Annotated in this window: 18 protein-coding genes; 6 read left to right on the top strand and 12 right to left on the bottom strand. The window is 70.2% G+C overall.

Features of this window, described 5'->3' with window-relative positions:
• Positions 1 to 15: 15 nt before the first annotated feature.
• A complete protein-coding gene (locus BLW84_RS07290) occupies positions 16 to 807 on the bottom strand; it encodes a helix-turn-helix domain-containing protein (protein ID WP_245761011.1) in 792 nt (263 codons plus the stop codon).
• Positions 808 to 992: 185 nt separating this feature from the next.
• Here BLW84_RS07290 and BLW84_RS07285 point away from each other — a divergent pair, with 185 nt between their 5' ends.
• From BLW84_RS07285 to BLW84_RS07265, 5 genes are all read left to right on the top strand, one after another.
• Entirely contained in the window at positions 993 to 1,238 is a 246-nt protein-coding gene (locus BLW84_RS07285) for a hypothetical protein (protein ID WP_093262710.1), read from the top strand.
• Positions 1,239 to 1,440: 202 nt separating this feature from the next.
• Complete coding sequence (locus tag BLW84_RS07280) at positions 1,441 to 1,932, top strand: SseB family protein (protein WP_093262709.1); 492 nt, start codon at positions 1,441 to 1,443, stop codon at positions 1,930 to 1,932.
• A 26-nt stretch (positions 1,933 to 1,958) separates the two neighbouring features.
• On the top strand, positions 1,959 to 2,279 hold the full coding sequence (locus BLW84_RS07275) for a hypothetical protein (protein WP_143060882.1): 321 nt from the start codon (positions 1,959 to 1,961) through the stop codon (positions 2,277 to 2,279).
• On the top strand, positions 2,279 to 3,844 hold the full coding sequence (locus tag BLW84_RS07270; RefSeq protein WP_093262707.1) for a putative T7SS-secreted protein: 1,566 nt from the start codon (positions 2,279 to 2,281) through the stop codon (positions 3,842 to 3,844). Before BLW84_RS07275 ends, BLW84_RS07270 begins: the two co-directional genes overlap by 1 nt.
• A gap of 57 nt (positions 3,845 to 3,901) precedes the next feature.
• Positions 3,902 to 4,315 (top strand): hypothetical protein, encoded by a 414-nt coding sequence (locus BLW84_RS07265; protein WP_093262706.1) that lies wholly within the window; start codon positions 3,902 to 3,904, stop codon positions 4,313 to 4,315.
• A gap of 61 nt (positions 4,316 to 4,376) precedes the next feature.
• Here the strand turns inward: BLW84_RS07265 and BLW84_RS07260 are convergent, their stop codons facing one another.
• The 7 genes from BLW84_RS07260 to BLW84_RS46045 all read right to left on the bottom strand — a co-directional run bounded on the left by BLW84_RS07260 (position 4,377) and on the right by BLW84_RS46045 (position 12,529).
• On the bottom strand, positions 4,377 to 5,057 hold the full coding sequence (locus BLW84_RS07260) for a response regulator (protein WP_093262705.1): 681 nt from the start codon (positions 5,055 to 5,057) through the stop codon (positions 4,377 to 4,379).
• Complete coding sequence (locus BLW84_RS07255) at positions 5,054 to 7,603, bottom strand: sensor histidine kinase (RefSeq protein WP_093262704.1); 2,550 nt, start codon at positions 7,601 to 7,603, stop codon at positions 5,054 to 5,056. The genes BLW84_RS07260 and BLW84_RS07255 overlap by 4 nt, the downstream gene beginning before the upstream one ends.
• A 136-nt stretch (positions 7,604 to 7,739) precedes the next feature.
• Positions 7,740 to 8,342, bottom strand: coding sequence for a potassium-transporting ATPase subunit C (locus BLW84_RS07250; protein ID WP_093262703.1), 603 nt, complete (start codon positions 8,340 to 8,342; stop codon positions 7,740 to 7,742).
• An 86-nt stretch (positions 8,343 to 8,428) separates the two neighbouring features.
• Positions 8,429 to 10,498 (bottom strand): potassium-transporting ATPase subunit KdpB, encoded by a 2,070-nt coding sequence (kdpB, locus tag BLW84_RS07245; RefSeq protein WP_093262702.1) that lies wholly within the window; start codon positions 10,496 to 10,498, stop codon positions 8,429 to 8,431.
• Positions 10,495 to 12,156 carry a potassium-transporting ATPase subunit KdpA gene (gene kdpA, locus BLW84_RS07240; protein ID WP_093262701.1) on the bottom strand — a complete coding sequence of 554 codons (1,662 nt, stop codon included), beginning with the start codon at positions 12,154 to 12,156 and terminating at the stop codon, positions 10,495 to 10,497. Before kdpA ends, kdpB begins: the two co-directional genes overlap by 4 nt.
• On the bottom strand, positions 12,156 to 12,251 hold the full coding sequence (gene kdpF / locus BLW84_RS07235) for a K(+)-transporting ATPase subunit F (RefSeq protein ID WP_093262700.1): 96 nt from the start codon (positions 12,249 to 12,251) through the stop codon (positions 12,156 to 12,158). Before kdpF ends, kdpA begins: the two co-directional genes overlap by 1 nt.
• Entirely contained in the window at positions 12,248 to 12,529 is a 282-nt protein-coding gene (locus BLW84_RS46045; RefSeq protein WP_143060881.1) for a hypothetical protein, read from the bottom strand. Before BLW84_RS46045 ends, kdpF begins: the two co-directional genes overlap by 4 nt.
• Before the next feature lie 154 nt (positions 12,530 to 12,683).
• Between BLW84_RS46045 and asnB the strand changes: the two genes are divergently transcribed.
• Positions 12,684 to 14,519 carry an asparagine synthase (glutamine-hydrolyzing) gene (gene asnB / locus BLW84_RS07230; RefSeq protein ID WP_093262699.1) on the top strand — a complete coding sequence of 612 codons (1,836 nt, stop codon included), beginning with the start codon at positions 12,684 to 12,686 and terminating at the stop codon, positions 14,517 to 14,519.
• 354 nt (positions 14,520 to 14,873) lie between these two features.
• Here the strand turns inward: asnB and BLW84_RS07225 are convergent, their stop codons facing one another.
• The 4 genes from BLW84_RS07225 to BLW84_RS07210 all read right to left on the bottom strand — a co-directional run bounded on the left by BLW84_RS07225 (position 14,874) and on the right by BLW84_RS07210 (position 20,598).
• Positions 14,874 to 16,322, bottom strand: a complete 1,449-nt coding sequence (locus BLW84_RS07225) for a sensor histidine kinase (RefSeq protein WP_093262697.1) — start codon at positions 16,320 to 16,322, stop codon at positions 14,874 to 14,876.
• The gene (locus BLW84_RS07220) at positions 16,319 to 17,035 is read right to left on the bottom strand and encodes a response regulator transcription factor (protein WP_093262694.1); all 717 of its coding nucleotides are present in this window, start codon (positions 17,033 to 17,035) and stop codon (positions 16,319 to 16,321) included. The genes BLW84_RS07225 and BLW84_RS07220 overlap by 4 nt, the downstream gene beginning before the upstream one ends.
• A gap of 171 nt (positions 17,036 to 17,206) precedes the next feature.
• Positions 17,207 to 19,348, bottom strand: coding sequence for an ArnT family glycosyltransferase (locus BLW84_RS07215; RefSeq protein WP_093262692.1), 2,142 nt, complete (start codon positions 19,346 to 19,348; stop codon positions 17,207 to 17,209).
• The gene (locus BLW84_RS07210; protein WP_093262690.1) at positions 19,345 to 20,598 is read right to left on the bottom strand and encodes a bifunctional glycosyltransferase family 2/GtrA family protein; all 1,254 of its coding nucleotides are present in this window, start codon (positions 20,596 to 20,598) and stop codon (positions 19,345 to 19,347) included. Before BLW84_RS07210 ends, BLW84_RS07215 begins: the two co-directional genes overlap by 4 nt.
• Positions 20,599 to 20,822: the final 224 nt, after the last annotated feature.

Raw genomic sequence — 20,822 nt, 5'->3', positions numbered from 1 at the left:
GATGGCACGCGGCGATCACCCCATGAGGGCTTGAACGAACTTGATCGAGTCATCCGGTTCTCTCGCCTTGCTGACAAGCTGATCCCACGCTGACGAGTACACGGCCAACTGGTCTTCCTCGTCCATGAACAAGTTGACCGTCTTGTGCTCGAGCAGCACCAAGCTCGCTTCAGAGCCGTACTCCAAGATCGCGAAGGGGCCGTTCAACCCCGGATGCAACCCAACGTCGTGGGGCATCACCTGGATCGTGATGTGCGGCCGCGATGCCGCATCAACCAGATGCCGAAGCTGTCGCTCGAGCGCGCCACCTGGACCGACCGGACGGGTCAGGGCGGTCTCTTCGATGATCGCGTGCAAGTGAACCGGCTCCTCCTTGTCGAGGAGGCCTTGCCGAGCCATCCGCGCAGATACCAGCGAATCAACTTCCCGAGGACTCAACTGGCCAGTCGCGTCGATGATCGCCCTGGTGTACTCCGGCGTTTGCAGCAAACCAGGAACAACCAGGGGCTCGTAGTTCAAGAGCGCGTTTGCTTCGTCTTCGAAATCAACCCAGGTCTGCCAGTCCTCCGGTAGATTCGCATTACTCAGCCGCAGCCAGCCGCGTTCCTCGGCATGACGGGCTATGTCCAGGAGCTCGACGCGACGTTTCTTCGACAGCCGGTAGAAGTCGAGCAGTTTCTCCAGGTCGTCCAGGTAGATCCCACTCTCGCCGCTCTCGAAGCGACTGACCTTGCTCGCCGACATTCCGATCGCCCTCGCGAGCTCAGCCGCAGTCAACCCCGCAGCGATGCGCTGCTTGCGCAGCACATGCGCCAACCGCCGAGAGCGAACCGAAGGGCCTGCACGACGCGCCATTGAAACCTCCTTGCATCGATGGAAAACGGTATCGCCGCGACCTCCGATGATCCATCACCGAATCGTGTACTTGAGAGAAGAAATGCACGCAACCGATTATTTCTAGTGTCCACCGGATTCAACATCGGGAGGTTGAGATGGCCAGCAGCGCTGGGGAGTCTCCGGTCCAGGAGTCGCAGCCGCGGCGGGAGTGGTTGTTGCGGTGCCGGGATTCGCGCGGGGAGCTCGCGGTGTGCTCGATCGGCGTCGGGGCGGGCGAGCTGGGGGTGTGCGGGCCGGACGACACCGAGTCCTTCCGCCTGCACCCGTGGGAAGTAGCGGCGTTCCGGCGCGCCTTCGACGAGGCCATCGCCCAGGTCGAGGCCGACCTCGCGGCCCGCTGACCAGGCGCATCACCACCCGTGCGTACTTGGTGTCGCTATAGCGACACCAAGTACGCACGGGTCACTTACCGCCGAACGGAGCAACTCGGACCGTGATCTTCTCGGCACGGTGAGTGATGATCAAATGGGCATCGACACCTGTCCGCTTGGGTACTGTTCCGCCCCGTTGATTCCATGATCCGCGCTGGGGAGGCGTGGCTCCATGACGCTTGCACAATGCCGTCCTGGCACGGGTTTTCCCAGCCAGGGCGTACTCCGGCTGACCGGTTCGATCTTCGACGAGCCGGAGCCTGGACCTGCCGCCGAGTTGCTCGACGCCCTGCGCCTGTTCCGCACCGACCAGGCGACCATCCCGCAGCTCGCCGCTGCCCTGCGCGGCACGACGGTCTACGTGGCGGTGTCCGATGAGGACGGTGGCTTCGCGCTGCCGACCGGTCGTGACGGCGGGCTGTCCTGGCTCGGGGTGTTCACCTCGCTGAGCCGGATGGCCGAGTTCTACCGCGCCGCCGGCCGCGGCGCCGACACCGTGCGCTATGGCGAGCTGACCGGCGCCGAACTCATCGACCAGTGCCTTCCCGCGCTGCCCAGGGGCACCGGACTGGTCCTCGATCCGGGGAGCGAGCACGGCACGGCGCTCGCGCCGGTTCGCGGGCTCGTGCCCGACGAAATCGCACTGACTGAAAGCGGAAGGTGATGGCGCACAACGGTTTCACCGTAAACGTGGGCGCCCTGGAGAGCGCCGAATCGGGCATCCGGGACGCCGTGGCCGAGCTCGGCGAGATGGCCGGGTGGGGATTCGCATCCGGTGGCGCGCAGGGCATGGGCGTGCGGGAGAAGATGCTGGACTCCGCCCCGCACATCGGGCCCGGCTCGCTCGGCGCCGCGCTGCTGGCTTTCGGCGACGCCTGGGAATTCGGCATCCGGTACCTGGTCGAAGACGGCAACGCCGCCGTCGACGCGCTCGGCGAGGCGCGCGCCGCCTACCAGCAGATGGATGCCGAGGCGCAGCAGAAGCTCGTCGAGACGTTGCGAGAGGGCTGATGGTCAGCAACAGCACCACCTTCGAACAGGACGTCGCCGAGGCCGGGCACGAACTGCACAAGCTCGGCCAGCTGGCCGGACTGGTCGCACAGGACGTCATCCCGGGTGATCCGGCTACGGTCGCCGAAGTCGGCGAACACCTGACCAAGCTCGGCGGCGCGTTCGACCGCGCCGGTCAGGGCATCAAGTCGATCGACTCCGGCGGCTGGACCGGCCAGGCGGGCGACGCTTTCCGGGAGAGCTACCTAGACAAGGCCCCGGCGGAGTGGTTGGCGGCGGCCGACGCGTTCGGCGACGCGGGCAAGGCCGTCCTCGACTACCAGAAGGTCCTCGCCGAGGAGAAGGAGAAGGCCGCGCGCGCCAAGGAGGAACTCGACCGCGCGAACGAGGCGTCCCTGGCCGCGGCGAAGCAGCACAACGCGGCGGTCAAGGCGTACGAATCCGGGAGCTCGGACGTCGCGCCGGGCGCGTTCGCCGATCCCAACGCCGAGGTTCGGGCCCGGGCCGAAGCCCAGATCGCCGCGGCCAAGGCTGCCGTGCAGGCGGCGGACGAGCAGGCCACCCGGATCGTCCTGGAAGCGGTCCAGGCCGCGCCGGCGAAGCCGAGCAAACTCGCGCAGATCGGCGCGAACCTCGTCGACGGTTTCCAAGGAGCGGGAGATCTGCTCTACGACTTCGGCGCGGGCGCCGTCGAGGGCGTCGTGGGCGTGGGCACGGGCCTCTGGGGCCTCGGGGAGGCATTCCTCTACAGCCAGCCCGGCATGTGGGGCATCGACCCCGAAGGCAAGGCGGCGTTCGACAAGGCCGCCTCGACCACGTTGATGTCGGTGGTCGAGAACCCCTACCAGGCGGTCAAAACGGTCGTCGACGTGGACGGCTGGAAGCAGAACCCGGCGAAGGCCCTCGGCTCGATGGCCCCGGACGCGGTCGCCTCGGCCTTCGGCGGCGCCGGCGTGGCCACCAGGGCGACCAAGATCGCCGGCAAGATCGGCGAAGGCCTCGGTGACATGGGCAAAGCCACCGACGTGGCCAAAACGGCGGACCGCCTCGGCGACACCGCCCGCCACGCCCCGGAAACGCCCACGACCCCGTGGGGCGACTACGACTCGCTGCCCACGGACCGCCCCTTCCCGGACGCGCCGTCGAATCCGTACGACAACCACGCCCCGGAACACGACAAGCCCTTCGGCCCGCAGGGCAGCCAACCCGAACCACCGCCGGAACCGTCATACAGCCCCGGCACGGACACGCCGGGCCGCCCGAGGCCGGACTGGGACGACGACATGCCCGACAGCTGGATGGACGACGGCCACCGGCCCGATCCGCACGACGCGCCGGATCCCCATCCGCACGAGCCGGAGGCGCCACAACGCCCAGAACCGCCATCCGAGCCGCTACCTCGCACCGAGGCCGATCTTCTGCAAGAACTGCGGTCCATCGAAGGGGTCAAGGAAAAGCTCTCCCAAGCCCTGGACCAGGGGCCACCGCCCGCGAGGGCGGCTGAGATCCGCAGCGAGCTATCGCGGCTCGTCGAACGTGAAAACCTGCTTCGCAGCAGGCTCTGACCAACCGAACGTCCAGGAGGAGGAAACATGCAACCGACACCGCAGGGGGGAGCTCCGGTGTCCCGGTTGGTCCGGGTGTGGGCCAAGCATCCCGAGACCGGCGAGCCAGGCGCGCTGGACGCGCGGGTGACCTGGCAGGTGATCGGCGACGACGTGCAGGTGTGGGTGACCGTGGGCGCCAACACCTACACGGAGACGAGCGCGAACCTGTTCTACGCGCTGTTCATGGTTCGGCTCAACCACCTGGAACCGAACTGGATCATGCTGCTCACCCAGGGGTGCCGCTACGACGTCTGGTCCCCGAACGCCCTCGATCCCCGGTACTTCCCCGGAGATCGGGGCGTGATCGAAGTTCCTGGGCGGGGCGTCGTCGAGACCGTGGACCTGCTCGCGCCGTCGATGCACGACTCCAACAAGGTCGTCCGCTCCGACGAGCAGATGAAGTACCACAGCCAGACCGTCGGCGCCTAGCTCCATCGAGCGAGGTTGGTGATCGGACCTCAGGCTTGGTTCCGCGCCTGAGGTCCGGAGGTCAGGGTTCGAAGCGGTAGCCCATGCCTGCTTCCGTGATCAGGTGGCGGGGGTGGCTGGGGTCCAGCTCCAGCTTCCGGCGGAGTTGGGCCAGGTAGACGCGGAGGTAGTGGGTTTCGTTCGCGTACTGGGGGCCCCAGACCTCCTTGAGGAGCTGCTTCTGGCCCACCAGGCGGCCCCGGTTCCGGGCCAGGACCTCCAGCATGCCCCACTCGGTCGGCGTCAGGTGCACCTCGACGCCTTCGCGCAGCACCTTCTTCGCCGACAGGTCCACGGTGAACGTCGCGGTCTCCACCACCGGTTCGTCGGCCGCCTCGCCGGCGCTCGCGCGCCGGACCGCCGCGCGCAGGCGCGCCAGCAGCTCGTCCATGCCGAACGGTTTCGTCACGTAGTCGTCCGCCCCGGCGTCCAGGGCGTGCACCTTGTCCGTGGAGTCCGTGCGCGCCGACAGCACGATGATCGGCACCGTCGTCCAGCCGCGCAGGCCCGCGATCACCTCGTTGCCGTCCATGTCCGGCAGGCCGAGGTCGAGGATCACCACGTCGGGCTTGCCGTCGATGGCCGCGCGCAGCGCGGACGACCCGTCCGTGGCCGTCAGCACCTCGTAGCCGCGCGCGGTCAGGTTGATCCGCAAGGCGCGCAGCAGCTGCGGCTCGTCGTCGACAACCAGGACCCTCGTCATCGCTTCCCCTGTCCGTCAGCGGCGACCACCGGGAGTGAGAGCACGATCGTCAACCCGCCGCCGGGGGTGTCCTCGGCCCGGATCGTGCCGTGCATCGCCGTCATGAAACCCTGCGCCACGCTCAGGCCGAGCCCGACCCCGGCCACCCCGGTGTCGCCGCGCTCGCCGTGCTCGCCGAGCCGCTCGAACGGCGCGAACGCGGACTCGGCCGCGTCTTCCGGCAGGCCCGGCCCGTGGTCGACCACGCGCAGCTCGACCCGCGCCGCGTGCTCGCTCGCCCGCACCCTGATCCGGTCGCCGTTCGTGCGCCCGTACTTCAGCGCGTTCTGCACCACGTTGGCCACCACGCGCTCCAGCAGCCCGACGTCGGCGAGCACCGGCGGCAGGCTCTCGTCGATGTCGACGTCGATGTGCTGCTGCCCGTCCAGCCCGGCCAGCGCGCCCGCGACGACCTCGTCGTAGCTCACCGGGCGCAGCCGCGGGGCGATCGCGCCGGTCGCGAGCCGGGAGGAATCGAGCAGGTTGTCCACCAACTCGGTCAGCCGGTCCGAGGATTCCTCGACGCCGGCGAGCAGGTCGGCGGTGTCCTCTTCGGACAGCTGCAGGTCGGCGGCGCGGAGGCTGCTCACCGAGGCCTTGATGGACGCCAGCGGGGTGCGCAGGTCGTGGCCGACCGCCGACAGCAACGCGGTGCGCAGCTGGGTGGCGTCCGCTCGCCGCTGGGCCTCCTGCGCTTCCGCGGCCATCCGCTGCTGGCGCAGCGCGACCAGCGCCTGCCCCGCCGCGCCTTCCAGGACGGCGCGCTCCGCGGCAGGCAGCGGCCTGTTGCCCGGGCGCTTGAGCACCAGGTGGACGTCCGGGTTGACCTCGATGTCCACATCGGACTGCTCGGGTTTGGTGCAGGGCGGCGCCCCGGTGGAGGCCGCCACGTGCCAGCCGTCCTTGGTGCGTTCCAGCAGCGCCGCCGAGGTGAGGCCGAAGTTCTCCACCACCTTCTCCAGCAGCCGCGCCAGCGGATCGGGATGGGTGAGCACGGTGCGGGCGTAGGACGTGAGCAGCGCGGCTTCGGTGCGGGCGTTGGTGGCCTGCTCCGCCAGCCGCGCGGCCCGGTCGACCATGATCGCCACCAGCATGCCGACGATCATCATGGCGACCAGCGTCACGAGGTTCTGCGGCTCGGACACGGTCAGCGTGTACAGCGGCGGCGTCAGGAAGAAGTTCAGCAGCCCGCCGGAGAGCAGTGCGGCGACTATCGCCGGGGCCATCCCGCCGACCAGCGCGACGATGACGGTGGCCAGGAAGTAGCCGACGACGTCCGTGGACAGCGCGACGTCGCCGAAGAAGTAGGCCACCGCGGTGACCGCGCTGGGCACCAGCACCGACAGCGCCCAGCCCCACAGCTGGCGGGCCGACGACAGCGGATTCCTGGTGATCTTCCGGAGGAATCGCCGCCCGCCGGCCTCGGCGTGGGTGACCATGTGCACGTCGATCGGCCCGGACTTCTGCACCGTGGCGGCGCCGATGCCCTCGTCGAACAGCCGCGCCCAGCGGGACCGCCGCGAGGTACCGACCACCAGTTGCGTGGCGTCGGCCGCCCGGGCGAATTCCAGCAGCGCCTCGGGCACGTCGTCGCCGACGACGCTGTGGAAGCTGGCGCCCACGGCGTCGGCGAGTTTGCGGGCTCGCGCTATGCCGGTCGGCGACGCCCCGGCGAGCCCGTCGCCGCGCAGCACGTGCACCACCTGGAGCTCCGCGCCCGCGCGGGCCGCGATCCGGCGGGCCCTGCGGATCAGCGTCTCGCTCTCGCGGCCGCCGGTGACCGCGACCACGACGCGTTCGCGGGCCTCCCAGGTGTCGGTGATCTTCTTCTCCGCGCGGTAGCGGCGCAGCGCCACGTCGACCTGGTCGGCCAGCCACAGCAGCGCGAGCTCGCGCAGCGCCGTCAGGTTGCCGGTGCGGAAGTAGTTGCCCAGCGCGGCATCCACCCGGTCCGCCGCGTAGACGTTGCCGTGCGCCATCCGGCGGCGCAGCGCTTCCGGGGTGATGTCGGCGAGTTCGATCTGCTCGGCGCGGCGCACCACCTCGTCGGGCACGGTTTCCTGTTGCCGGACGCCGGTGATCGTCTCCACCACGTCGTTGAGGGTCTCCAGGTGCTGCACGTTGACCGTGGACAGCACGTTGATCCCGGCGTCGAGGAGTTCATCGATGTCCTGCCAGCGCTTCTCGTTGCGGGAGCCGGGAACGTTGGTGTGCGCGAGCTCGTCGACGATGGCGACCTCCGGCTTCCGGGCCAGCAGCGCATCGAGGTCCATCTCGGTGAGCTCGACGCCGCGGTGGCTGACGCGCCGACGCGGCAGGACGTCCAGGCCGTCGAGCAGCGCGGCGGTCTTGGCGCGGCCGTGGTCCTCCACGAAGCCGACGACCACGTCGGTGCCGCGTTCCGTGCGGCGCCGCGCCTCGTTGAGCATCGCGTACGTCTTGCCGACCCCGGGCGCCGCGCCGAGGTAGATCCGCAGCTCGCCGCGCCGTCGCCCCTTCTCCGCCACGCTTCCAGTCTCCTACGACCCGATGTTATTAGCGGTTGCCTTCATCGAATACCGCCTCTGGCCCGTGCGTACTTTGTGCCGCTCTGGCAACCAAAAGTACGCACGGTCCCTGACCAGGCAACTTACCCCGTCGGCATCACCTTGCCTGGTGGACGGCGACGTTGAGGGTCGTCACGTTCACCACGCGCTCGGCGACGATCCCACCGCTGGTGTTCTCGGCGATCAGGCGCCGGACCTCCTCCAGCGGGATGCCGGTGACGCGAGCCACCCGGGCCGCCTGCAGCTCCGCGTAGGCCGGGCTGATGTCCGGGTCGACGCCGCTGCCCGACGCCGTGACGGCGTCCGTCGGCACCTGCTCGGGCCGCACGCCCTCGCGGGCGGCGATGCCGTCGCGCCGCTCCTGCACGGCCTTGAGCAGATCCTCGCTGGCTCCGCCGTAGTTGGAGCCGCCGGTGCTCGCTGGGTCGCCCGGTCCCAGGGCGCCCTCCGCGGAGGCCGCGGGGCGGGTGTGGAAGTAGGGGTCGTGGGCCGGGTCGACCGGGACCGGGTCGATGCCGATCAGCGATGAGCCGACGACCCGGCCGTCCACCACGATCTGCGATCCCTCGGCGTTGGCCTGCAGGCCGGGGATCCGGCTGATGCCCCAGATCGCCAGCGGATACGCCACGCCGAGCACGACGGTCGCCACCAGCAACAGCCGCAACCCCGCCAGCGTCTGGCGCAGCAGTGTGCTTTTCATCAGTGCCTTCCTCGAATGGCAGTGTTGCCGTTGGGGGTCGTGAGCGCTTTGGATCGCCGGGGCGCTCCAAAGCGCTCACGACGGGTTCAGCCGATGCCCGGGATGAAGCGGATGACCAGGTCGATCAGCCAGATCCCGAGGAACGGCGTGACGATGCCGCCGAGCCCGTAGACCAGCAGGTTGCGCCGCAGCAGCGCGCTCGCCGTGGTCGGCCGGTAGCGGACCCCGCGCAGCGCCAGCGGGATCAGCGCGATGATGACCAGCGCGTTGAAGACGACGGCCGACAGGATCGCCGACGTCGGGGTGGCCAGCCGCATGATGTTCAGCGCGTCCAGCTGCGGGTAGATCGCCACGAACATCGCGGGCAGGATCGCGAAGTACTTGGCCAGGTCGTTGGCGATGCTGAAGGTTGTCAGCGCGCCGCGGGTGATCAGCAGCTGCTTGCCGATCTCGACGATCTCGATCAGCTTCGTCGGGTCGGAGTCGAGGTCGACCATGTTGCCGGCCTCTTTGGCCGCCGCCGTGCCGGTGTTCATCGCCACGCCGACGTCGGCCTGCGCGAGCGCGGGCGCGTCGTTGGTGCCGTCGCCGGTCATCGCGACCAGGCGGCCACCTTCCTGCTCGGCCTTGATCAGGGCCATCTTGTCCTCGGGCTTGGCCTCGGCGAGGTAGTCGTCGACGCCGGCCTCGGCGGCGATGGCCTTGGCGGTCAGCTCGTTGTCGCCGGTGACCATCACGGTGCGGATGCCCATCGCGCGCAGCTCGGCGAACCGCTCCTTCATGCCGGGTTTGACCACATCGGACAGCCGGATCACGCCGACCACGCGGGTTTCGGCGCCGCTGCGCTCGGCGACCACCAGCGGCGTGCCGCCCTCCGAGGCGATCGCCTCGGTGATTCCCTCCACTTCGGACGAGATGCCGCCGGCCCATGCGCGCACCGCGCTGGTCGCGCCCTTGCGGATCTCGCGGCCCTCGATGTCGATGCCGCTCATCCTGGTCTGCGCGGTGAAAGCGACCTCTTCGGCGTGCAGCTCCGAGCCCTGCGGCCGGGTGGGCAGGCCGTACTGCTCGGCGCAGTACGCCACGATGCTGGTGCCCTCCGGAGTCTGGTCGGCGAGGCTGGACAGCCGCGCGACCTCGGCCAGCTCGCCGAGCGTCGCGCCGCCGACGGGCAGCAGCTCGGTGCAGCGCCGGTTGCCGAAGGTGATCGTGCCGGTCTTGTCCAGCAGCAGCGTGTCCACGTCGCCCGCGGCCTCCACGGCGCGGCCGGACTTCGCGAGCACGTTGCGCTGCACCAGCCGGTCCATGCCCGCGATGCCGATCGCCGACAGCAGCGCGCCGATCGTCGTCGGGATCAGGCACACCAGCAGCGCGGTCAGGGTGATCACCGACAGCAGCGAGCCGGAGTAGCTGGCCATCGGCTGCAGGGCGACCACCGCGAGCAGGAAGATGATCGTCAGCGTGGACAGCAGGATCGTCAGCGCGATCTCGTTCGGCGTCTTCTGCCGCTGCGCGCCCTCGACCAGCGCGATCATCCGGTCGACGAACGTCTCGCCCGGCTTGGTGGTGATCTCCACGACGATCCGGTCGGAGAGCACCGTCGTGCCGGCCGTGACCGCCGAGCGGTCGCCGCCGGATTCCCGGATCACCGGGGCGGATTCGCCGGTGATCGCCGACTCGTCGACGGTCGCGATGCCCTCGACCACGTCGCCGTCGCCGGGGATGACCTCGCCGGCCTCGACCACGACCCGGTCGCCGATGCGCAGCGCCGTGCCCGGCACCTGCTCCTCGACGCCGTCGACCAGCCGCCGCGCGACCGCCTCGGTCTTGGTGCGCCGCAACGATTCCGCCTGCGCCCGGCCGCGGCCTTCGGCGACGGCTTCGGCGAGGTTGGCAAACAGCACGGTGAACCACAGCCAGGCGGCCACCGAGATGCTGAACGCGTTCGGTTCGGCCACGGCGAGCACGGTGGTCAGCACCGAACCGGCCCACACCACGAACATGACCGGGTTGGCCAGCTGGTGCTTCGGGTTCAGCTTGCGCAGCGCCTCCGGCAGCGACGTCCACAGCTGGCGCGGGCTGAACGCGCCCGCGGACATCTTCCGCGGCCCGGTTTCCCGCTGCGATTCCTGGGGTTTCTCCAGCGTGGTGGTCATGCGAGGGCCTCCGCGATCGGTCCGAGGGCGAGCGCGGGCAGGAAGGTCAGCGCCGCGACGAGGATGACGGTGCCGCCGAGCAGCCCGGCGAACAGCGGACCGGTGGTGGGCAGCGTGCCCGCGGTGGCGGGGACGCGCTGCTGCTGGGCCACCGCGCCGGCCAGCATCAGCACCGCGAGGATCGGCATGAACCGGCCGAAGAGCATCGCGAGGCCGAGCGCGACCTGGAAGAAGTCGCTGGTCACGGTCAGCCCGGCGAAGGCGCTGCCGTTGTTGTTGCCCGCCGAGGCGAAGGCGTAGAGGACCTCCGACAGGCCGTGCGCCCCGGTGTTGTTCAGGGCGTCCCCAGTGGACGGCAGCGCGAGCGCGGTGCCGGCCCCGAGCAGCACCATCGTGGGCATCACGAGGATCGACAGCGCCGCCGCAGTAACTTCGCGCCGCCCGAGCTTCTTGCCCAGGTACTCCGGCGTGCGGCCGACCATCAGCCCGGCCAGGAACACCGCGATCACGGCCAGCACCAGGATCCCGTACAGGCCCGCGCCGACACCGCCGGGTGCGACCTCGCCGAGCAGCATGTTCAGCAGCGGCACCAGGCCGCCGAGCCCGGTGAAGCTGTCGTGCATCGAGTTGACGGCGCCGGTGGAGGTGCCGGTCGTGGCGACCGCGAACAGGCCGGACAGGAACAGCCCGAAACGGGTTTCCTTGCCTTCCAGGGCACCGCCGGCGGCCAGTGTCGCCGGGCCGTTGGGGTGGCTTTCGGCCCACCAGACGACCGCGGTCATCACGGCCATGATCGCGACCATCACCGTCAGCAGCACCCGGCCCTGGCGGCGGTCGCCGACCATGGTGCCGAAGGTGCGGGTCAGGGCCAGCGGGATGACCAGGATCAGGAAGATCTCCAGCAGGTTGCTGATGCCACCGGGGTTGGAGAACGGGTGCGCCGAGTTGGCGTTGAGCACGCCGCCGCCGTTGGTGCCGAGCTCCTTGATGACCTCCTGGCTGGCGATCGGCGCGGTGGCGATCGTGTGCGCCTGGCCGTCCAGGCCGATGACGTGGATGCCCGAGGCGAGGCTCATCGCCCCGCCGAGCGCCACCAGCAGCACCGCCGCGACAACCGCGATCGGCAGCAGCACGCGGGTGCAGCCGCGGGTGATGTCCACCCAGACGTTGCCGAGGCGGCCGGTTCCGGCGGCGGTGAAGCCGCGCACCAGCGCGATCGCCACGGCCATGCCGACGGCCGCCGAGACGAAGTTCTGCACGGTCAGCCCGGCCATCTGCACGGAGTGCCCGAGCGTCGTCTCCGGCACGTAGGACTGCCAGTTCGTGTTGGTCACGAAGCTGACCGCGGTGTTGAACGCCGTCGCCGGGTCGACCGCGCCGCGGCCGAAGCTCAGCGGCAGCAGCGGCTGCAACCGCTGCATCAGGTAGAGCAGCGCGACGGACATGACCGAGAAGCCGAGGACGCCGGCGGCGTAGGTGGTCCAGCGCTGCTGGGCGTCGCCGTCGATGCGCACCAGGCGGTACACCGCCTTCTCGACGCGCCAGTGCTTCTCGCTGGTGTAGACGTGGGCCAGATAGTCACCGAGGGGCCGGTAGACCACTCCGATGGCCAGGATCAGGAGGCCGACCTGCACCAGGCCGACCATGGGGGAACTCATCAGAACTTCTCCGGCCGGATAAGCGCGACGAACAGGTAACCGATCAACAGCAGCGCCAACACGCCTCCGGCGACGTTGGCTAGCAAGGTGCTCACAAGCGCTCCAAACCGCGGAGGGTCAACGCCAGGACGAGGAACCCGCCGATCAGCAGCACGGCGTAGGCGAGATCAGCCACCGCTGCGCACTCCTTCACTCGAAATCGGGCCACCGGCTCGTGGTGACCGCCTATGTCCAGCGAAATCCCCGCGACGGGCGCGGCCAAGGCCCATGACGGCTCCTTGATGCCCGCCCCCGAACGCATTGATGCGTTCTTGATGCGCCCGATCGAGTGAACTGGCGGCGCCGGTTTTCGGGCGGTTTCACTGATCCGCACGCTTTGTGAGTGGGTGACTTCACTCCGCAAGTTGGTTTCGTCGATGCAACGATCTAGTTAACATGGCTAATGAAAGCGCGCGTGGCGCGGAGCACCCGGAACCCGGTGCCCGCGACCCACCGCGAGGTCAAACCGACACGGAGGAGAACCCGAAATGTGCGGCATCTCCGGCTGGATCGACTTCCAGCGCGACCTGACCCGCGAACAACCCGCCATCGACGCCATGTGCGCCACCATGACCTGCCGCGGCCCGGACGCCGGCGGCACCTGGGTGCGCCCGCACGCCGCCCTCGGCCACCGGCGGCTGGCCATCATCGACCTGCCCGGCGGGGCGCAGCCGATGGCGGCCGCGACGCCCGACGGCGAGGTCGCCATCGTCTACAGCGGCGAGGCCTACAACTTCACCGAGCTGCGCGACGAACTGCGGCGCCGCGGCCACCGCTTCGACACCGACAGCGACACCGAGGTCGTGCTGCACGGCTACCTGGAGTGGGGCGCGCAGGTCGCCGAACACCTGAACGGGATGTTCGCCTTCGCCGTCTGGGACACCCGCAGCGAACAGCTGCTGCTGATCCGCGACCGGATGGGCATCAAGCCGCTGTACTACTACCCGACCGAGCAAGGCGTGCTCTTCGGTTCCGAGCCGAAGGCGATCCTGGCCAACCCGCTGGCCGAGAAGGTCATCGACGTCGACGGGCTGCGCGAGATGTTCGCGATGGTCAAGACGCCGCGGCAGGCGATGTGGTCCGGCATGCGCGAGGTGGAGCCGGGCACCGTCGTCACCGTCGACCGCAAGGGCCTGCGCGAGCACACCTACTGGCGGCTGCGGGCCGCGGCGCACGACGACGACCAGCAGGCCTCCGTCGCGCACGTCCGCGAACTGCTCGACGACATCGTCGCGCGGCAGCTGATCTCCGACGTGCCGCGCTGCGTGCTGCTCTCCGGCGGCCTGGACTCCAGCGCCATCACCGCGCTGGCCGGCCGCCAGCTGGCGCGCAGCGGCGAGCAGGTCCGCAGCTTCGCGGTCGACTTCGTCGGCCAGACCGAGAACTTCGTGCCCGACGAGATGCGTGGCACGCCCGACACGCCGTACGTCCACGACGTCGCCGAGCACGTCGGGTCGCTGCACCAGGACATCGTGCTGGACCCCGACGCGCTCGCCGATCCCGCCGTGCGCCGCGCCACCGTGCAGGCCCGGGACGTCCCGCTGGGGATGGGCGACCTCGACCAGTCGCTCTACCTGCTGTTCAAGGCGATCCGCGGCCACTCGACCGTGGCGCTGTCCGGCGAGTCCGCGGACGAGGTCTTCGGCGGCTACAAGTGGTTCCACGACCCGCAGGTGCGGCAGGCCGAGACCTTCCCGTGGATCGCCGCGGTACGCACGCACTCCACCGAGCGGGCGGAGATCCTCAGCCCGGACGTGGCTGCGGCGCTGGACCTGGAGTCCTACGTGGCCGACAGCTACCGCGACGCCATCGGCTCGGTCCCGGTGCTCGACGGGGAGGGCGACTTCGAGCGCCGGATGCGGGAGATCTGCTACCTGCACCTGACCCGGTTCGTCCGCATCCTGCTGGACCGCAAGGACCGGATGAGCATGGCGGTCGGTCTGGAGGTGCGGGTGCCGTTCTGCGACCACCGGCTGGTGGAGTACGTCTTCAACGCCCCGTGGTCGCTGAAGACCTTCGACGGCCGGGAGAAGAGCCTGCTGCGGCACGCCGCCGCCGACGTGCTGCCGAAGTCGGTGGTGGAGCGGGTGAAGAGCCCGTATCCGTCCACACAGGACCCGAAGTACGCGGCGGTGCTGCAGCGCCAGGTGGCGGACCTCGTCGCCGCGGGAGACCCGGCGCTGGCGCTGCTCGACGAGCGGTGGCTGGCCGGAGCGCTGGCGCAGGACCCGGCACGGATCGACCAGCTGGCGCGCTTCACCTTCGAAAGAGCCCTCGACCTGTCGACGTGGTTCGACATCCACAACCCGACGATCAAGCTCTGACGCCGCGGCCGAGCCGCGGAGGACCGCAATTTTAATGGAAATCGAAGGTCCGACTTCCATTGAGCGTTTTTCGTCTTGGCTGGTGACCGCAGCCGCGACAGCCAACGGACCGTATCCCGAAAGCAGTCGCATGCGCCGCAGGCGCATAGCCCACCTACGCAGCTTGCACCGCCGCGGGTTCTCAGCGTTCGCCTGGCGAGGACGGCCCAACCGCCGTGTATTGGACATACATCAGGTTGGGCACCCACAGTCCAGGCGGGCGCTGAGGTTCCGCCACCCGCACCGCCACGCAAAACGAGAATGAAAAACCTCATTGAAATTGCGGCGAACGGAACCCGGGTTCCGCGCTGTGGGTCAGGTCAGGGGCAGGAGGAGGCGGAAGGTGCTGCCGCCGCCGGGGCCGGCGTGCAGTTCCACCCGGCCGTTGTGGGCCTCGGCGATCGCCGTCGTGATCGCCAGGCCGAGGCCCGTTCCGCCGACGTCGCGGTGCCGGCCGTCGTCGACCCGGTAGAAGCGGTCGAAGATCCGCGGGGCGTGCTCCGGCGGGATGCCCGGGCCGGTGTCGGTGACCGAGATCAACGCCACCGGGGTGCCCGCCGGCAGCTCCGCGCCGGCCGCCGCGAGCGCCCATCCCCCGGCCGAACCCCGCGCGACCTCGACGGTGACCGGCGAGCCCGGCGGCGTGTGCATCAGGGCGTTGTTCACCAGGTTCGTCAGCACCTGGCGGAGCCGGGGGCTGTCGGCGAGCACCCGCAGCGGGCGCCCCCCGTCCCGCAGCTCGATCTGCCGCTCGGGGTCGCGCGCCCGCCCGTCCTGCACGACGTCCTGCACCAGCGGCACCACATCGACGCCGACCAGGTCGATGGTGCGCTCCCGGTCCAGCCGGGCCAGCAGCAGCAGGTCGTCGACGAGGCCGCCCATGCGCACCGCCTCGGATTCGATGCGCCGCATCATCATCCGCACGTCCTCCTCGCGGTGCTGATCGCTGCGCCGGTACAGCTCCGCGAAGCCCCGGATCGACGTCAACGGCGTCCGCAGCTCGTGCCCGGCGTCCGCGACGAACCGCCGCAACCGGAGCTCGGAGTGCTCCCGCTGCTGCAGCGCGTCCACCAGTCGCCCGAGCATCGTGTTCAGCGCCGCGCCGAGCCGGCCCGTCTCGGTGCGCGGATCCTGGTCCGGCACGCGCCGGTCGAGTTGCCCGGCCGCGATGGCATCGGCGGTGTGCTCGATGCGATTCAGCGGCCGCAGGCTCAGCCGCACCGTCAGCGCCGCCGCGACGGCCAGCACTAGCAGCACCGCGGCGCCGACGACCAGCTCGATGACGATCAGCTGGCGCACGGTCGCCTCGACGTTCGCCAGCGACAGCGCGAGCACCACGTACCGCCCGTTGGGCAGGGCGACAGTCCGTATCCGCCAGTCCGAGCCGCCCGCCCGGTCGGGCACGGTCTTGATCGCCTGCCCGTGCTGCGGATCCCGCAGCACCGGACCGCCCTGGTCGCTCTGGGGCTGCCCGATCACGGCGCCGATCTGGCTGCCGCCGGGATCGAAGATCAGCACCCGGAACTCGGTGGGCAGCTCGCCGCGTTCGAGGGCCGGGCCCGGTGGCGGCCGCGTCGGGTCCGGTGGTTCGAGCAGCCCGTGCTCCCACGGCCCGGACAGCGCCGCCAGCCGGTCGTCGGTGCGCTCGACCAGCGACCTGTTCAGCAGCGCGGTGCTGGTCACCCCCACCAGGAACAGGCCGACCACCAGTGCGCCGACCAGCACGAGCACCAGCCGCCCGCGCAGCGTCCGCAGCACCGTCATCGCTGCTCCGGCGGCAGGCGCAGCACGTAACCGACGCCGCGGATGGTGTGGATCAGCGGCGGCGCGGCGGAGTCGACCTTGCGCCGCAGGTAGCTGATGTAGGACTCGACGATCCTGCTGTCCCCGCCGAACTCGTAGTTCCACACCCGGTCCAGGATCTGCACCTTGCTGACCACCTTCTCCGCGTTGATGAGCAGGTAGCGCAGCAGCTTGAACTCGGTCGGCGACAGGTTCACCAGGCTGCCGCCGCGGCGGACCTCGTAGGTCTCCTCGTCCAGCTCCAGGTCGTGGTAGCGCAGCCGCGAGTCGTTGGCCTGCGCGGGCTGCACCCGGCGCAGTATCGCGCGAAGCCGCAGCACCACCTCGTCGAGGCTGAACGGCTTGGTGACGTAGTCGTCGCCGCCCGCGGTCAGCCCGGCGATGCGGTCCTCGACGGCGTCCCGGGCGGTCAGGAACAGCACCGGCACGGCGTTGCCGTTGGCGCGCAGCTCGGAGGCGACCGAGAACCCGTCCCGGTCCGGGAGCATCACGTCGAGCACCACGATGTCCGGCCGGAACTCCACGGCGGCCCGCAGCGCGTCGGCGCCGGTGCCCGCGCCGTGCACCTCGAAGCCGCTGAGCCGCAGCGCCGCGGTCAGCAGCTCCAGGATGTTGGGCTCGTCGTCGACGACCAGGACGCGCGCGCTGTTGGTATCCGCCACGCCGTCAAGCATCGCCCACCTCCCTGGGAAAAGCCTGGAAGAGGCCTGGGAACCGGATGGGCCGGTGTTCCGGTGCCGCGAGTGGGTCGGGGTGCTGTGGCGCCCCAACCCACTCGCGAGCCCTGACCAGGCAGAACAGCACCCGGGTGAGTGCGCGGCCGAGGCCGCGCACTCACCCGAGCGTCAGCTGCACCGGTAGAGCTGCGCCGACGTGTCCGCCGAGCCTCCCCAGGCGGCCGGGTCGACGAGGGTGCAGTTCTGCTTCACCCACGCGTCGCGCTCCTGCGCGATCTGGCCACCCCGGCCCGGCATGCCGCCGGGAAGCTGCACGCCATCCGGTGCCTCGCCCATGCCGTCCCGATCGCCCATGCCGTCGCGGCGCTGCATGCCGCCCGGGCCGCCCGGGCCACCCATGCCGCCGAGCTGGACGAAGCCGAGCTGACCGGCCCGCTTCCGCTCGGCCAGCTGCGCCACCGACGGGGCTTCGTCGCTGCTGCTGAACCCGCCCATGCCGACCACCGTCACGTCCGAGTTGATGATGTAGGACGAGGCGCCCATCGAGCCGCCCTCCACCGCCAGCGGCACGTCGAGATCACCCGCGTTGGCCTGCACGTAGTCGAGCATTTTGCGCTGCTCCGCGCTCAACGACTCGCCGCCGCCCATGCCGCCGGTGGAGAAGATCGGCCCTTGCTCGGGGGCGCCCTGCTCGACCGAGTTCTGCCCGCCGTCCTGACCCGGCCCGTCCGGGGGCATGCCGTCGTCGCCCGCCGCCGGGAACCGCATGACCCCGCCCGGTGGGCGCATGCTCGTCTCCGGCCCGGCCATCGGGTTCGCACCGCCCATGCCGTTCTGGGTGCTGACCGCGCCGATCGCCGACCACGCCGTCGGCACCGCCAGGGCCGCGGCCAAGCCCAGCACCAGGCCGGTCCTGGCCAGCGCCGCCTTGCCGCGCCGACCGACCAGCAGCACGACCAGCGCGAGCACGCCCAACCCGACGGCCGCGTACCCGGCCCACGCGTGCCAGCTCAGGTCGCGCGCGACGATGGCCATCGCCCACGCCACCGTGATCGCGACGCCGACCGGAAGCAGCAGCCACGCCTTGCCGTGCGGCTCGCGGTACCAGCGCCAGAACCGGACGACACCGGCCCCGACGACGGCGCCGACCGCGGGCGCGAGCATCGTCGTGTAGTAGGGGTGCATGATGCCCTGCGCGAAGCTGAGCATGACGCCGACGACCACCAGCCAGCCGCCCCAGAGCACCCAGCCCCCGGTCTGCTCCCGGTCCAGCGGCCGGCCGCCGCGCCACCGCCGCACCCCGGCGACGAGCATCGCGACCAGCACCAACGCGCACAGCGGCAGCAGCCAGCTGATCTGACCGGCGAGCTGCTCGTTGAACATCCGCAGGATTCCTGACGAGCCGGAGAAACCGCCGCCACCACTCGGCGCTTGGAAACCGCCACCGGTGCCGCCCGGCGGCTGGAAGCCGCCTCCCGGGTTGCCGCCGGGGTTCCCGCCGTTGCCGAAGATCCGCCCGAAGCCGTTGTAGCCGAACACGAGATCCCAGGCGGAACCGTCCGAGCTGCCCCCGATGTACGGCTTCGGCGAAGGCCACAGCGCGGTCGCGGCGACCCACCAGAACGAGCCGACCAAGACCACCACGGCCGCCACGCCCAGGTCCAGCAGGCGCCGCCCCCAACCGGCACGGCTGCCGACCAGGTAGGCCGCGATGAAGGCGGGCAGCACCATCCACGCCTGCAACATCTTCGTCAGGAAGCCGCAGCCGACCAGGAACGCCGCCAACGCGACCCACCAGGTGGCCCTGCGGGACTCGAACGATCGCGTCATCGCGTACGCGGCCGCCACGACCAGCAGCACGAGCAGCGTGTCCGGGTTGTTGTCCCGGTTGATCAGCACCGTGATCGGGGTCAGCGCCAGCACCAGCGCGGCGATCAGCGCGGCGTGCTCCCCCGCCCACCGCCGGACCGCGCGGTGCAGCAGGAAGACCGCGGCGACGCCCGCCACCACCTGCGGGAACAGCACGGCGAACTGGTTGAACCCGAACACCTTCACCGAAAGCACCTGCAACCACAGGGCCATCGGCGGCTTGTCCACGGTGACCACGCCGGCCGGGTCGAAGGAGCCGAAGAAGAAGTTCTCGAAGCTCTGCGACATCGACTTCACGGCCGCCGAGTAGTACGAGTTCCCCCAGGAACCGCCGATCCCCCAGCAGTACAGCACCCCGGACAGCACGCAGATCGCGGCCAGCGAAAGCCGCTGCAACGGCGCGGCCGCGCGCTGCGCGTTCGTCGCATCAACCGACGTCATCCCTGTTCCTCTTCCTCAGGCGGTGCCGCGGGCCGGAAGACCCACGACCTCAGCAGCACGAACCGCAACCCGGTTCCGATCATCGAAGACACCACGAGCACGAGAACTTCCAGCCACCGCGACGAATCCGGCTGCCAGGCGTCCAACCCGAGCAGCGCGCCGGAGGTGACGACGTAGTAGAGGGCGAACACGACCAGGCCCTGCAGGTGCACGCGGCCGGACGAGCCCGGCCGGCCGAGGAAGGTGAACCGGCGATTGGCCTCGGTGTTCCACAACGTCGTGACGGTCAGCGCCACCAGGTTCGCCAGCAGCGGCGGCCACCAGGAGCGCAGCACGGCGTACAGGACCGAGGTGAGCACTGTGGACACCAGGCCGATCACGCCGAACGAAACCAGCTGCCACAGCAGGCCGTTCTCCCGCTTCGCCAGCACCGCCTGCGGGTGCGCGGCGCGCGGCGCGGGCCGCTGCGGCAGGCCGGGAACCCTCGCCGCGCCGGTGATCTTGGCCCGGGCCACCCGGACCAGGCCCGCGACGTCGTCGACGGCGGTCCGCACCACGTTGACCCGGGTGTCGACGTCCTCGACCCAGTCCACCGGCACCTCGTGCACCCGCAGCCCGTTGTGCTCGGCCAGCAGCAGGAGTTCGGTGTCGAAGAACCAGGAATCGTCGCTCACGTGCTTCAGCAGCGGCTTCACCACGTCTGTGCGCGCCGCCTTGAAGCCGCACTGCGCGTCGGTGAACCGCGCACCGTGCGTCCAGCGGACCATCTTGTTGTAGCAGCGCGAGATCAGCTCCCGCTTGCCGCCGCGGACCGTGCGGGCGCCGGTCGCCAGCCGGGAACCGATCGCCAGGTCCGAATGCCCGTTGACCAGCGGGGCGACCAGCGGGAGCAGCGCGTCCAGGCCCGTCGACAGGTCGACGTCCATGTAGACCACGACATCCGCGTCGCTGTAACCCCACGCGGTGCGCAACGCCAGGCCGCGCCCCTTGCGGTCCAGGTGCAGCACCCGCACGCCGTCCATCGAGCCGGCCAGCTCGCGGGCGACGCCCAGCGTGCCGTCCGTGCTCGCGTTGTCGACCACCGTGATGGTCCAGGCGAACGGAAAGCCTTCCGACAGGTGCTCGCGCAACACCTCCAGGCATCCTGGGAGCGTTCGTTCCTCGTTGAAAACCGGGATCACCACGTCGATCGTCGCGGTCCGGCGAACCACGCGATGCGCGGCGACGCCGAGCTGCGGCACAGCATTCATCTCCCACCACCTCGCTTCCGGCGTCAATCAAGCCGGGACGACGTGCGAGGGCCGTGGAAACCGGCTGGGAAAACCCTGGGAATCGGCGGCCACGACCGGGCCCGATCGCATTTCCGCAGCTCAGCCAGCACCGTTCCGCCCGTGATCAGCGGACTTCCGGCAATTTCCCGAGCATTTCCCAGAAACGGCTTCTCACCGCAGAATCCGCCAACGACCACTGTGGA

It is taken from the genome of Saccharopolyspora shandongensis, assembly GCF_900106995.1.
Taxonomy (GTDB): Bacteria; Actinomycetota; Actinomycetes; order Mycobacteriales; family Pseudonocardiaceae; genus Saccharopolyspora; species Saccharopolyspora shandongensis.
The sequence above is the reverse complement of the archived record's forward strand: the minus strand, read 5'-3'. Positions and strand labels throughout refer to the sequence as shown.